At 70.4% G+C, this 13,147-nt stretch carries 13 protein-coding genes and 1 pseudogene; 3 read left to right on the top strand and 11 right to left on the bottom strand.

The window, feature by feature from the left end:
- The 3 genes from ACEI37_RS02935 to flhC form a co-directional block, all read right to left on the bottom strand.
- Window positions 1–879 carry a lipid A biosynthesis lauroyl acyltransferase gene (locus ACEI37_RS02935; RefSeq protein WP_373377252.1) on the bottom strand — a complete coding sequence of 293 codons (879 nt, stop codon included), beginning with the start codon at window positions 877–879 and terminating at the stop codon, window positions 1–3.
- Between the two features lie 277 nt (window positions 880–1,156).
- Window positions 1,157–1,537, bottom strand: coding sequence for a hypothetical protein (locus tag ACEI37_RS02930; RefSeq protein ID WP_373377251.1), 381 nt, complete (start codon window positions 1,535–1,537; stop codon window positions 1,157–1,159).
- A gap of 111 nt (window positions 1,538–1,648) precedes the next feature.
- A complete protein-coding gene (flhC, locus tag ACEI37_RS02925) occupies window positions 1,649–2,248 on the bottom strand; it encodes a flagellar transcriptional regulator FlhC (RefSeq protein ID WP_373377250.1) in 600 nt (199 codons plus the stop codon).
- 310 nt (window positions 2,249–2,558) lie between these two features.
- Between flhC and ACEI37_RS02920 the strand changes: the two genes are divergently transcribed.
- Both ACEI37_RS02920 and ACEI37_RS02915 read left to right on the top strand, forming a co-directional pair.
- The gene (locus ACEI37_RS02920) at window positions 2,559–2,762 is read left to right on the top strand and encodes a hypothetical protein (protein ID WP_373377249.1); all 204 of its coding nucleotides are present in this window, start codon (window positions 2,559–2,561) and stop codon (window positions 2,760–2,762) included.
- Between the two features lie 196 nt (window positions 2,763–2,958).
- Entirely contained in the window at window positions 2,959–3,801 is an 843-nt protein-coding gene (locus ACEI37_RS02915) for a BON domain-containing protein (RefSeq protein WP_373377248.1), read from the top strand.
- 7 nt (window positions 3,802–3,808) lie between these two features.
- On the opposite strand, the gene ACEI37_RS02910 is transcribed toward ACEI37_RS02915, so the two are convergent.
- From ACEI37_RS02910 to ACEI37_RS02900, 3 genes are all read right to left on the bottom strand, one after another.
- A complete protein-coding gene (locus ACEI37_RS02910; protein WP_373377247.1) occupies window positions 3,809–4,648 on the bottom strand; it encodes an SDR family NAD(P)-dependent oxidoreductase in 840 nt (279 codons plus the stop codon).
- 59 nt (window positions 4,649–4,707) lie between these two features.
- A complete protein-coding gene (locus ACEI37_RS02905) occupies window positions 4,708–4,980 on the bottom strand; it encodes a hypothetical protein (RefSeq protein WP_115700053.1) in 273 nt (90 codons plus the stop codon).
- A gap of 84 nt (window positions 4,981–5,064) precedes the next feature.
- Window positions 5,065–5,556 carry an NAD(P)H-dependent oxidoreductase gene (locus ACEI37_RS02900; RefSeq protein WP_373377246.1) on the bottom strand — a complete coding sequence of 164 codons (492 nt, stop codon included), beginning with the start codon at window positions 5,554–5,556 and terminating at the stop codon, window positions 5,065–5,067.
- Window positions 5,557–5,809: 253 nt separating this feature from the next.
- Here ACEI37_RS02900 and ACEI37_RS02895 point away from each other — a divergent pair.
- A pseudogene (locus ACEI37_RS02895) lies at window positions 5,810–6,103 on the top strand (M24 family metallopeptidase); the annotation flags it as partial.
- A 16-nt stretch (window positions 6,104–6,119) separates the two neighbouring features.
- On the opposite strand, the gene ACEI37_RS02890 reads toward ACEI37_RS02895, so the two are convergent.
- The 5 genes from ACEI37_RS02890 to ACEI37_RS02870 form a co-directional block, all read right to left on the bottom strand.
- Entirely contained in the window at window positions 6,120–7,142 is a 1,023-nt protein-coding gene (locus tag ACEI37_RS02890) for a Bug family tripartite tricarboxylate transporter substrate binding protein (RefSeq protein WP_373377245.1), read from the bottom strand.
- A 66-nt stretch (window positions 7,143–7,208) separates the two neighbouring features.
- Window positions 7,209–8,189 carry a Bug family tripartite tricarboxylate transporter substrate binding protein gene (locus ACEI37_RS02885; RefSeq protein ID WP_373377244.1) on the bottom strand — a complete coding sequence of 327 codons (981 nt, stop codon included), beginning with the start codon at window positions 8,187–8,189 and terminating at the stop codon, window positions 7,209–7,211.
- The gene (locus ACEI37_RS02880) at window positions 8,186–9,502 is read right to left on the bottom strand and encodes a DUF1254 domain-containing protein (RefSeq protein ID WP_373377243.1); all 1,317 of its coding nucleotides are present in this window, start codon (window positions 9,500–9,502) and stop codon (window positions 8,186–8,188) included. Before ACEI37_RS02880 ends, ACEI37_RS02885 begins: the two co-directional genes overlap by 4 nt.
- A 12-nt stretch (window positions 9,503–9,514) precedes the next feature.
- Entirely contained in the window at window positions 9,515–10,828 is a 1,314-nt protein-coding gene (locus ACEI37_RS02875; RefSeq protein ID WP_373377242.1) for a DUF1254 domain-containing protein, read from the bottom strand.
- Entirely contained in the window at window positions 10,825–13,008 is a 2,184-nt protein-coding gene (locus ACEI37_RS02870; RefSeq protein ID WP_373377241.1) for an acetate--CoA ligase family protein, read from the bottom strand. The genes ACEI37_RS02875 and ACEI37_RS02870 overlap by 4 nt, the downstream gene beginning before the upstream one ends.
- Between the last annotated feature and the right edge of the window lie 139 nt (window positions 13,009–13,147).

The following is a 13,147-nucleotide window of genomic DNA, read 5'->3' as shown; positions in this document are numbered from 1 at the left end:
TCAGTACACCGACGGCATGCCTTCCGGGCGGTTCTTGAAGCGCCGGTGGATCCAGTAATACTGCTCCGGCATGGTGGCGATCTGGGTTTCGAGGAAGGCGTTCATGCGGCGCGAGTCCTCTTCGACGCTGCCGGAGGGAAAGCCCTCCAGCGGGTCGAACACGCGCAGCCGGTAGCCGCGGTAGTCGGGCAGCACTTCGGTGGTGAACGGCACCACGCGCGCGCCGGTCATGCTGGCCAGGCGCGAGGCCGAGGTCAGCGTGCATGCCGGCACGCCGAAGAACGGCACGAACACCGAATCGTTGATGCCGAAGTCCATGTCCGCCGCCAGCATCACCGGGCGGCCGGCACGCAGCGTGCGCACCACCTGCTTGCCGCTGCCGTTGCGCGGGATCATCTCGGCGCCGAAGCGCCCGCGCTGGGTGCGCGAGATCTGCTCCAGCAGCGGGCTGGACATGCGCGTGTACAGCGATGCCACCGGGTGGCGCATCGAATAGAACATGCAGCCGGCCTCGATGCCGACGAAATGAAAGCCCATGAAGATGGTCGGATGCTCCGCGCACGAGGCCAGGTCGATGCGCGAATCCAGTTCGACCAGCTTGCCCAGCCGCTCGGCGTTGCCGAACCACTGCACGCCGCGCTCCAGGTAGCTGCGCAGCACATGGCCGAAGTGGTCACGGGCCAGCCGCTCGCGCTCGTCCGGGGCCATGTCCGGGAAACACAGCGCCAGGTTGGTATGGACGATGCGCCGGCGGCGGCTGGGGATGCGGTACAGCAGCTTGCCAAGGGCGTCGCCCAGGCGGGCGGTCACGCCGTAGGGCAAGGCGGCAAAGAGCTTGAAGGCTGCGATGGTGAGCGCAGCCTGGAGCTGGTGCGTCATGAAGATCCTGGGGACGGCAGCGGCGGTCGGGGCGGACCCGCGGACAGGCGGCTGCACGGCAATGGTTCGGCGCCAAAGGGTGGCGAGCGGCAAGCGCGCGCTACGCTGGCGCGCCATTCCTGCCGGCGCCTGGTTGCGGGCCGCTGGAGTGCGCTATGCGTCGCTGCGCAGCTTTGTGCTGAGGGCGCACTGTAGCACGATGGCAGGGGGCCAGGAACGGCGGTTACGACCGGTATCAAACCGGCAACAGATGCCGGGCACGCGGGCCGCGGTGCCGTCAGCGTTGCTTCAGCTCGCCGAGGTAATAGTTGACCTCGGCCAGCAGCGCCGTGTGGAATTCGGCCGGCAGCACGTGGTCGTCGGTCAGCGACAGCAACTGGTCGATGCGCTGCCGGAACTGCCGCTGGGCGTTGGCGCGCGCATCGGGCGGCAGCGCCACCGCCATGGCGCACAGCATCTCGCGCATCACCAGCAGCCGGGCGCCGTACTGGATCATGGCGTCGCCCTGGGTCTTGAGGTTCTGCGCAAGCTGTTCCGGCATGCCCTTGCGCGGCGCGCCGGCGCCGGACGGCGCGGGCGGTGGCTCGGCGCGGGCCTTGCCGCTGGCCTCGGGCGCGGGTGTGCCCAGCATCTTGCCGAGCATGGGGATCTTGAACATGGGCGAGACTCCGGAGCGCCGGCGCGGGGTGGTCGGGTGCATCCATCATGGAAGGCTGCGGGCGGCCGGACTGTGCGGCAGCAGACAATGGAGCCGGTGCGGCGCCGGCGTTCATGCGCCGGCGGGTCCGGATTTGCGGCACTTGCCGGCGCGTGCCGGCGGCAGGCACAGGCCGCAGGTGTAGCGCTGGCGCGCATCGTGGGCGCATACCACGAACTCGCCGCGGCAGCACTGGCAGCGCGCCAGCTGCAGCATGCCGCGCTCATAGAAGCGGACCAGCATCCACGCGCGGGTAAAGCTGAGCTGGGCGGCCTCGCCGGTGACGCTCAGATGCTCGCGATACATGCGGAAGCCGGCCAGGGTGGCACGGATGCCGTCCAGGTGGCCGGCGCGGACCATGAAACGGTAGGCGCCGAGCAGCATCGAGGCATGGGCGTTGGGGCGCCAGCTCAGGAACCAGTCGGTCGAGAACGGCAGCATGCCCTTGGGCGGCGACGTCCCGCAAAGCTCCTTGTACAGGCGGGTCAGCCGCTCGCGCGGCAGCGACACCTCCGCCTCCAGCACCTGCAGGCGCGCGCCCAGGCCGATCATCTCGATCGCGAGCCGGGTTTGTTCCAGGTCGTGCAGCGCGCTTTTGCGGGCGGGGGCAGGTAAAGGGCGGGCAGCTGCCGCAGCAGAAGCGCCAACAGCGGCGATAGGGTTTGTATCCATGGTCTCCTCCTGCCGGGGGCGTGCCACAGTGCGGCGTTGTCCGCCTGCGTCCCGCGGGTCCGGCTTTGCGTGATGGAGGACGATTTTTCGATCGCAGCCCGCTTATATCCGTGATTCTTGTCAACAATCGCAACTCCACGATCGACGGCATCAAATTTGCCCGGGCCTCTTGTTGGCGCAATTTGTCGGTGTCCGGCACGCCATCCACTGCGACTGTAGGAGAAGCGCCCACAAGCTATCGGACAGACGCCGATTTAACGGTTCTGCCCATGGGCTACGCTGCAAGAACACCAACGACAGGGAGCAACCCATGGCTGCAAACTTCCTGATCAGGCAGACCGCGCAGGGCTGGGAACTGACGGTCGAAAGCGCGCGCAAGGGCCTGGTCCAGTGCGACGACCGCGACGTCGCAGTCAGCATCGGCATGGCCGCGGCCAAGCGGCGCGGTGTGGTGCTGATCGTGCATGAAGACGAGGACGATGCCCCGCACGGCCTCACTCCCCTGGCCGCGTGACGAGGCAACCCCGCGGCAACCCGGTTGCGTGACAACGGCGGGCGCCCTTTACCGGTGGCGCCCGCCTTTGCTTTGGTGCGGGGCGCGCGGCATGCGTGCTGCCATCCATGCCCGCCAATGGTATGGAACTTGCGCCCCGGTGACTGGCTGCGCGGCCCGCAGGGCCGCGCCGGAAGCTCAACCCTTGGAGACAGCGATGCATCCATTCCGAAATGAAGGCGGCGGCTCCTGGTGGCGCGAGGACCGCGACGCCGATGAATCTCGCCGCAACCGCGGTGACACACGCGGCGACGACCCGCGCGGCTACGGCGAGGGGCGCTATGGCCAGCGCGGTGGCCCCGCGCGCGACTACGGCGAAGGCCGCTATGAAGGCCGCCAGCGACACGACAGCGACGTGCGCGAGTCCGGCTACTACGGCGGCCGCTCCAGCCCCGCGCAGCGTGTCTGGGAAACCTCCGCCCGGCGCCCGCCGTGGGAAGAGGATGAAGCCTGGCGCCGCGGCAGCGAGGTGCGCGACGAGTGGGGCGACAGCGGGGGCGACCGCCGCGGCAATGCCTCGCGCGAGATGCCGCGCGGGCGCGACCGCGTCGGCCCCAAGGGCTACCAGCGCAGCGACGAGCGCATCCGCGAGGACATCTGCGAACGGCTCACGCACGCGCGCCATGTCGATGTGCGCGACGTGGAGGTCGAAGTGCAGGGCGGCGTGGTGCGCCTGACCGGCAACGTGCGCGACCGGCGCCAGAAGTACTGCATCGAGGACATCGTCGACGATGTCTTCGGCGTGCAGGAGATCCATAACGCGGTGCGCCTGGGCGCGCCGGGCGCGTTCGGCGTATCGGGCATCACCGAAGGGGCGCAGTCTGGCGGGCAATCTGGCGCGCAGTCCGGCGGCTCCGGCGAGGGGCGCGTCAGCGGCGTCAGCAGTTCCGGCAGCGCCACCGGCTCCAGCGCCAGCAGCTATGGCGGCGGCATGGAAACCGGCAGCGGCGGTCCCGGCCAGGGGCGCGACAGCACCGGCGGCACCACGCGCATGGGCTGATGCGGAATTACGGCGCCGGCGGCTTGTCCGCCGGCGCTGGCGGGGCGCTCCCCAGCGCGTCCTGCGGCTCCGCCATGCGGCGATGCTGCTCGGCCAGCACGTCGGCGGGCGTCACCATGGCGATGGCGGCGCGCAGCTTGTTCTGCCAGCCCGGCACCACCTCGCCCTCGCCGCGCATCATGGCATCGAAGCCGATCCGCGCCACCTCGGCGGGATCGGCCTTTTTCTGCTGGCCGAGGCGGGTATCGAGCAGGTCCGCGCGTTCGAAGAAGTCGGTTTCGGTGGCACCCGGCATCAGGCAGGTGACCGACACGCCGGTGTGCTGCAGTTCATGCCGCAGCGCATAGGAGAAGGAATCCAGGAAAGCCTTGGTCGCGTTGTACACCGCCTGGCAGGTGCCCGGGACGAAGCCGGCGATCGATCCCGTGATCAGGATGCGCCCCTCATGCTGCGCGCGCATGATTTGCCCGATCCGGTGCAGCAGGTGCAGGGTGCCGGTCACGTTGGTCTCCACCACGCGCTGGATCGCCGCGAAGTCCTGGTCCAGGAAGGCGTGGCCGAGGCCGCGGCCGGCATTGGCGCACAGCACGTCGACGCGGCGGGTGCCAAGCGCCGCGCAGACCTGCTCGACCCCTGCAGGCGTGGACAGGTCCGCCAGCAGCGCAGTCACCTCGGTGCCTTCGTCGCGCAACTGCCTGGCGGCGATGTCGATCTGCGGCTCGTCCGCGGCAATCAACAGGTCATAGCCGCGCCGCGCGCAGCAGCGCGCCAGCTCGTAGCCGATGCCGGACGACGCCCCGGTGACGACGGCAAGCAGGCCGGTACGGCCAAGCGAAGTGTCAGGCACCGTATCTCCTCGGGTTTGTGGCGAGTTTTTACTGTGGCGTTGTAAGGATTAGCGACGCATCACCCGACACGCCGCCAGGTGCGCACGCCCATCCAGACCCCCAGCAGCGCCACCAGCGTGACCACCACCGCCAGCGTCACCGCGGTGCCGGGACCGAGCCCGCCGAACCACGCATAGGCATCGGAACGGCGCCACAGCGCCCAGGCCAGGGTGGCGGTGGCGACCACCAGCGCGGTCTGCGTCAACGCATCGACCACGCGCATCACGCCGCGCGCGGTGCCGGCAAGCGGATCGCGCCGGGCTTCTGAAGCGGTAATTTCGGGGTCGTCCATGACAAGGGGCCGCAAAGGGAATGAGTGGGACGTGCAAGTCCCGTTCCCGGTCCGCGCCCCGGCTGCCCGATGGCCGGGAGGGCCTCAGAACACCCCCAGGCCCAGCCCGGCGGCCAGGCCCTCGCCAAGCTCCGCGCACCGCGCCAGGTCGGCGGGCTCGATCTGCTTGGGGGCGAGGATGCGCTCCGGCGTCTGCGCATGCGTGCAGACGATCAGCCCGGGCGCGACCCGGTTCAGGCGCCAGCCGGTGGCGATGCGCTCGAGCTGCCGCAGCGCGTTCTGGCCATCGCTGCCGGCGCAGATCATGGCGGCGTAGGGCCGGCCGTTGATGCGGTCCAGCGCGGCGTAATAGCAGCGGTCGAAGAAGTCCTTCATCATGCCCGCGATCGCGGCCAGGTTCTCCGGGGTGGCGAACAGGTAGCCATCCGCGGCCAGCACATCGTCGGGCCCGGCCTCGGCGGCGGTCTTGAGCAGGACATTAACGCCGGGTTGCCGGCTGGCTGCGTCGGCGGCGGCCGTGGCCATCTGCCGCGTGCCTCCGGTCATGGTGTGATAGACGATCAGCAGCGTTTTCATGCTTGGGGGGGGGGGGGGACGTGTGCGTCCGTCTGACGCACGCTGTGGACTGTAGCACGGCAGTTTCGCCGGGTCGCGCACCGGTCACTCAGGCCCATGGCGGGTATCGTAGAATTCCGGGCTGGCGCCCCTGCCATGACTCCATGCCGAAATCCAGCCCTCCCGCCATCGACCGCTCCGCCAGCGAGCAGGCCATCCAGTTGCTGGATGCCGCCACAGAACATGTCCTAGCCCACGGCCTGGGCGATCACTCAGGCGGGTGTGCGACATGGACGCGGCCGCGCAGGCCGTGATCGAGCAGGCCGGCTGCGGTGACTACGTATTCCACCGCACCGGCCATGCGGTCGGGCTGGTGCTGCATGAATACCCGGAAGACATGGCCTTCAACACCCGCCCGCTGCTGGCAGGCGAGGTGTATTCGGCGGAGCCTGGCCTCTATGTCTACGGCCTCGGCGGCTTCCGTCTCGACGACACCGTGGTGGTCGGCGAACAGCCCGAAGTCATCGTCAAGACGCCGAAAACGCTGGCATACGCTACCGTGGCCTAGCCAGGTCCGGCGCCCCTCAGTCCAGCGTCACCCCCGTATCCGCCGTCAGCTTCAGAACCACCGGCAGGTACGCCTTGTAGGCCGCCTCGGCCTGCGCGGGGGTGGTGCCGAGCGGCTCCGCGCCCATGTCGACGATGCGTCGCTGCATGTCGGCGCTGGAGACCAGGCTCGCTGTCTCGCGGCCGAGGCGGTCGATGATGTCCTGCGGCGTCTTGGCAGGCGCCATCAGCGTGATGGGACCGGTCAGCCGGAACGGTTCGTCGGCGTAGCCGGCCTCGGTGAAGGTGGGCACGTCCGGCAGTGCCTGCGCGCGCCGCGTGCCGGTGACTGCCAGCGGACGCAGCTTGCCGGTGGCGAAATGCTGCTTGAGCGCGGTCACCGAGCCCACCGTCACGTTGACCTGGCCGGCCAGCAGGTCGGTCACCATCGGCCCCTCGCCGCGGTAGGGCACGTGCAGCATGTCGACCTGGTATTGCCTGGCGAAATAGGTCTGGATCGTATGCGGCTGCGTGCCCGCGCCCCATGAGCCCATGCGCAGCTTGCCGGGCGAGGCCTTGGCATAGGCCAGCAGTTCGGCGACGGTCCTGGCCGGCACGCTGCTGTTGACGGCGAGCACCGTGCGCGCGGTGGCGATGTCGGAGACCGGGCGCAGGTCGGTGCGGGGATCGTAGGGCAGCTTCTTGTACAGCGCCAGGTTGGATGTGATCGGGCCGGGAATGGTCATCAGCAGGGTGTAGCCGTCCGGCGCCGCCTTGGCGACATAGTCGGTGCCGATGATGCCGCCGGCGCCGCCCTTGTTCTCGACCACCACGGTCTTGCCCAGCTGGCGCGACAGGCCGTCGCCGACGGCGCGCGCCAGCGTGTCGGTGAGGCCGCCCGGCGGATAGGCGACGATCAGGTGGATGGGCTTGGCCGGGTAGGCGCCCTGTGCCGGCGCGGCTACGGGTGCTACGGCGAGCGCCGCGACGCCGAGCCAGGGCAGCGCGGCCTGCAGCAGCTTGCCTTGCACCCACGGCGAAAAACGGGCAACGGTCTTCATGATGGCGTGGTCTCCTGTTTATGCGATGTCATGGTTTGCCTTGCGCGAACGCCTTGCGTCCCTGCACTAGTCCAGCTTGATGCCGCGCGCCTGGATCAGCTTGCCCCATTTGCCGATCTCCTGGTCGATGAAGGCCGAGAACGCGCTGCCGCGCTCGGGATGCGGCTCCAGTCCCAGGCCAAGCAGCTTGTTGCGCGTCTCCGCATCGGCCAGCACGGCCGACGCCTCGCGGTTGAGCCGCTCGGTGACGGCCGGCGGTGTGCCGGCCGGCGCGACCAGCCCGAACCAGCCGTAGCCGACCATGCCCGGATAGCCCTGTTCGGCGAAGGTGGGCGCATCGGGATAGACCGGCGTGCGCTGCTCCGACGCCACCGCCAGCACGCGCAGCTTGCCGGCCTTGATAAAGGGCAGCGCCGCGGTGATGGCGGTCAGGGTGGCGTCGGCGCGGCCCGCCAGCAGTTCGGTGTAGGCGGTGGCGTCGCCGCGGTAGTGAACGCTCAGCAGCTTGAACTTCCCCACCTGCCCGAACAGCTCGGCGGTCAGGTGCGGGCCCGAGCCGGCGCCCGGCGAGGCCACTGTCACGCCGTCGGGCTTCTCCCTGGCCATGCGCACGAAGTCCGCCACCGTGCGCGCCGGCGAGTTCGCGTTGACGATCAAAAAGATCGGCCCCAGCACGCGCGGACCCACCGCGACGAAGTCCTTGCGCACGTCGTAGCGCTGCGCGATGCCGGCGGCGGTGTTGATGGCGAAGGGCGCGGCCGCCCACAGCAGCGTATAGCCGTCCGGCGCGGCATGCGCCACCTGCTCCGTGGCCAGGCGCGTGCCGGCACCGGGCTTGTTCTCGACCACCACCTGCTGGCCGAGCTTGCCGCCCAGCGCCTCGGCAAGGATGCGAGCCGAGATGTCGTTGGAGCCGCCGGCGCCGTAGGGCGACACCAGCTTGACCGGCCGCGCCGGATAGGTTTGCGCCTGCGCCTGGCTACCCAGGCACAGCAGCGCCACGCCCGCCGTCAGCACGGCCCGGGCGAAGACTATGGTTCGGTTCATAAAGCTTCCTTGATGCGACGGATGGCGGGGTAGCGGAAGGTGCGTTCCAGGTGCGCGCTGCCGGGCACGTACAGGCGCAACGCCACGTAGAACGATTCGGGCGGCGCGGGCAGCCAGTTGCCGGTATCGGCAGCGTCCGCCGGTGCGCGCGTGCCCAGCACGATCCGCAGACTGCCATCCGGCATCGTGCGCAGGCCGGGCGAGCGGTCACCCAGCGAGTAGCGTTGCAGCGGGTTCTCCGCCAGCATGCAGTCAGACTTGCGGTACATGGTCAGCGACCAGAACGCGCCCACCTGCGGCAACCCGTGTCCTGGAAACACCAGTTCGTACTGGTGCATGCCCTCCAGCGGCAGGCCGTCGGCATCGCAATCGGCCATCAGGTACATGGCTTCCTCGATGCCCAGCGCGCCGATGTAATTGCGCGCCACCTCGGCGCGTAGCGCGTAGTGCGAGCCGAATGAGGTGCGGATTTCCACCGGCAAGGACCAGCCGCCGCCCAGCGCGGAAGCTTTGGGCGCGGCCAGTTCCGCATCGACGTGCGCCAGCGCGGCTGCCAGCGCAGTGCGTTGCGTCGGCGTCAGCGGCGTCGCGCTGCCGATGCCGGCGGCGGCGAAGCTGCGCACCAGGTCCGCCTCCGCGGCCGGCGGCGGGTTCTCGGCCAGCATGCGCCGGACGATCGCGGCGTAGCGGTCAGGATCGCCCGGGCGCTCGCCGACGTGCATGCCGGCGTCGATCACGCTCGCGGCGGCGGTGCCATCGGGCCGGCGCAGGCGGATGCCGTCCTGCAAGGCATGCGCGCCCGCCAGGTCGGCGTCGCCGTCGGCCAGGATGCGGCCGATGATCCAGACCGCATCGGTGGGGCAGGGCAGCGGCGTGGCGCCGGCCGGCACTTCGCCGCGCCAGGCCGGCCCGTGCAGCAGCCAGGTGCCGCCTTGCGTGCCGGTGGTGCGGGTACCGATGTAGCCGAACGGGTTGGTATAGGCGTCGAGCAACCCGAGCACATAGTAGCGGCCGTGGCAGTCCGGCACCTCCAGCAGCAGCGGGCCGCGCGACAGGTCGAGCCAGGCGTTGGTGTAGAGCGTGTCGTTGTTCGGCGTGACCACCTGCCGGTGTTGCGGGCCGAGCAATGCGCGCACGTGCGTGACGGTGTTGATCCAGCGCAGCGTGGAATCGGGGCCGTCGCCGGCAAAGGTGCCGGCGCTGTCGCGGCGCGGGCAGGTGGCGGCGCGCATGCGCGCCATTTCGTAGAGCGGCAGCGTGTAGCGCACCGCGTCGCGGGCGAGCGCGTCGAGGGAGGTGTCTTGGGTGGCCATGGGCGGGCTCCTTCAGGCAATGCGCCGCAGCGGCGGGATCACGTAGTCGCCCGCCATGAAGCCGTCGGTGGGGTGGTACAGGCGCAAGATCAGGTAGAACGGCGCGTCGGGTGCCGGCAGCCAGTTGTCCTGTGCCTGCGCGGGGCGCTGGTGCGAGATGGTCAGCGTGAGCCCGCCATCCGCGTCGTATTGCAGCCCCGGGCTGCGGTCGCCCAGCGCATAGCGGCCGATCGCGTTGTCGGTGAAGAAGCGGTCGGCGCCGTAGAGCGAGACCGACCAGAACGCCTGCGCTGGCGGCAGGTGCCCGGCCGGGAAGTGCAGCGCGTAGGTGTGGCGGCCATGCAGCAGCTCGCCGTCGGCATCGTAGTCCGCGGCGGCGTAGACGGCTTCGTCGGCGCGCAGCGCGCCCAGGCCCTTCATCGCGGTCACGGCGCGCTGCATCCAGTCATCGCCATAGCGGCCAAGCTGCAGGCTGTAGGTCCAGCTCTTGCGCGCATGGCTGCGGGTATTGGCTTCGATCAGCGCCATGCCTTCGCGCCAGGCGCGCACCAGGCCCTGCTGCACCGCGGGCCGCAGCGCGCCCACGTCGACGGGCTCGCCCGCACGGATGCCGCACTTGCGCAGCAGCGACAGCAGGCCCGCGGCCGAAGGTTCGGCTGGATATTCGCGCAGCGCGTTGAAGATGTTGGCGAAGAAGTCGAGCGCCGGCTCGCCGCTGTCGTGCCAGTCGCGCACGCAGGCGGGTTGCCGCGCGCTGCCGCCGGACAGGCGGAATCCGTTCTCGAAGGCGCTGGCGGCCGCCAGGTCGTCGGCGCCGGTCACCAGCACGCGGCCCAGCAGCCACACCAGCGACGTGGGGCAATGCACCACGTGCTCGCCCTCGGCATGCTGGCCGGGGCCGGCCAGCACGATGTCGGCGCCGGCGGCGGGCACGTTGCGCGGGCCCAGGTTGTCGAAGTTGTTGGTCCAGGCGTCGAGCAGTTCCACCACGTAGTAGCGGCGCGCATCCGGCAGCGCGGGCACGTGCAGCGTCACGGGCCCGTCGGCCAGGTTGACCCAGGCGCAGAAGTAGAGCAGGTCATTGGCCGGCGTGACGATGTCGCGGTCGAGGTGGGTCCACGGCTGCGTGCTGGCCGACAGCGTGTTGACCGGCGCGCGCCCGTAGCCGGTGGCCTGCGCCACCGACGTCTGCAGCCGGCAGGTGCGCAGGCTTTCAAACAGCGGGTAGGTGGCCAGCACCAGCGGCAGTGCCGCCGCGGCGGTCAGGGCTTCCTGCGGGGTGTCGATGGGAGCGCCGGCAAGGAAAGGCGCAGCGGGTTGGTTCATCGGGTGGTCTCCTCGGTTGGTCTGTTCGTATGGCTGTCGGCGTCCGCCGCATGCAGGGTCACCACGGCATCCGCGGCGACCACGCCGCGGGCGGTAACGATCAGCGGGTTGATTTCGAGTGTGTCCAGCCTCGGCCCCAGTGCCGCCGCGGCCTGCGAGACGCGCACCAGCACCTCGGCGACGGCCTCGGCATCGATCGCGGGATGGCCACGGTGGCCCGACAGCAGGGCCTCGGCACGGCTTGCGCGCAGCATGGTGCGGGCGCGGGCATGGCTCAGCGGCGCCAAGCCGAATGCGGTCTGGCGGAAGATCTCCACCGCGGTGCCGCCGATGCCGGCCAGCGCCACCAGGCCGAACACCGGGTCGCGCCGCACGCCGACCATCAGCTCGCCCCAGCCGCGCACCATGCCGGCGACCAGCGCGCCGTCAAAGCGCGCGGGCGTGCCGTGACTGGCCGCGGCGGCCTGCACCTGCGCAAAGGCGGCGCGGGCCGCCTGCGCGTCGGTCACGTTCAGCACCACGCCGCCGACATCGCTCTTGTGCAGGATGTCGGGAGAGCACAGCTTGATCGCGACCGGATAGCCGATGGTGTCGGCGATGCGAACGGCCTCGTCGGCATCGCGCGCCAGGCCGTGCGGCGCGGTGGGGATGCCGCACGCGGCCAGCCACTGCATGGCTTCGAACTCGGACAAGGCCGTGGTGCCGGGGGGGACATCGGGAACGGGCAGGCTGCCTGCCGCGGCCGCTGTGGGGATGGGCGCGGCCGCCGCGGCTTGCGCGGCGGCACGGGCCAGCACGGCCACGGCCTGCACCGCGTGCGCCGGTTCGCGGAACACCAGCGCGCCGCGCGCTTCCAGCCAGCGGCGCTTGTCGTCATCGGCGAGGCCGCTGAACAGCAATGGTGCCGCAGTGCCGCTGCGGTGCAGGCCGTCGACGGTGTCCTGCAGGCCGGGCCAGATCCGCGGCGAGCCTATGCCGCCGGCCAGGAAGGCGACCACGCTGCCGTAGTCCGGGCTCTGCGCCGCGGCGGCAATGGCGTCCAGTAATACGTCGGGCTGCGCCACCACCTGGCCGGTGACGTCGATGGGGTTGGCGGTGCTGGCGAACGGAATCGCGCTGCGCAGCGCCGCGGCCGGGGCTTCGGGCATCGGCGGCAACGGCAGGTCCAGCGCCTCGGCCTGGTCGGCCATCATGATGCCGACGCCGCCGGAGACGGTGACCAGCGCAACCGGGGTGACGGCATTGGCCGGCTCCTTCGCCGAAGGCTGCCACCGCGTTGGCCGGCGCCCGCGCGACAGCACGTAGCCGAGGCGGAAGAATTCTCCCAGCGTATCGGCGCGGAACACGCCGTACTCGTCGAACACCGCCTGGTAGACCGCGTCTTCGCCCGCCAGGCTGGCGGTATGCGATTGCGCGGAACGCGCGCCGGCTTCGGTGGTGCCCACCTTGGTCACCACCACCGGCTTGCCCGCTGCGCGCGCGGCCGCGAGCGCGCGGCGCAGGCGGGTGCCGTCGCGGCAGCCTTCCAGGTAGGCCAGGATCACGCGCGTGGCGTCGTCGCGGGCCAGCCATTCGATCACGTCCGCCACATGCAGGCCGGCCTCGTTGCCGGTGGTGACCCAGTGGCTCAGGCCCAGCGCGGCCTCGCGCGCCAGCGCGAAGGCATAGGCACCGAACGCGCCGCTCTGGCTGACCAGTCCGACCTCGCCGACCGGCGGCAGTCCGCCTAGCGGGATCGGCGAGAAGGTGGCGAACACCCGCTCGCGCAGGTTCATCGCGCCCAGGCAGTTCGGTCCCAGCAGCGTGATGCCATGGGCCTGCGCCAGCGCCGCCAGTTCCGCCTGCAGCGCGATGCCATCACCGCCGGTCTCGGCAAAGCCCGAGGTGAAGAACACCGCGGCGCGCGTGCCGTTGCGCGCCAGCTGGCGCATCGCGTCGAGGCTGGCACTGACCGGCAGCGCCACGATGGCGAGGTCGGCCGGCACGTCCAGTGCATCCAGCGTCGGCACCGCGGCCAGCCCCTGCACGTCGCTGGCGGTTGCGTGAACCGGGACGATGCGGCCGGCGTAGCCCAGCTCGCTCAGCAGCCGCACCGGCATGCCGCCTACCTTGTCGGGCTGGGTGGAAGCGCCGATCACGGCGATGGTGCGCGGTTGCAGCAATGCGCTAAGGTCTGGCATCGGTCGTCTCCGTATGCGTGCGCCGTCACGTGGGGCCTGGCAGGCTGGCGCGGCTGGTCTTGTCATGGGTGATGCCGGCCGATGTTGTCATAACATGTTATGATGAGTCAATGTTGTTATGATAAGTAGATGCCCGCAT

This window comes from Cupriavidus nantongensis (assembly GCF_041726985.1).
Taxonomy (GTDB): Bacteria; Pseudomonadota; Gammaproteobacteria; order Burkholderiales; family Burkholderiaceae; genus Cupriavidus; species Cupriavidus nantongensis_A.
Note: the sequence above shows the minus strand (reverse complement) of the source record. Positions and strands in the feature narration are given on the sequence as shown.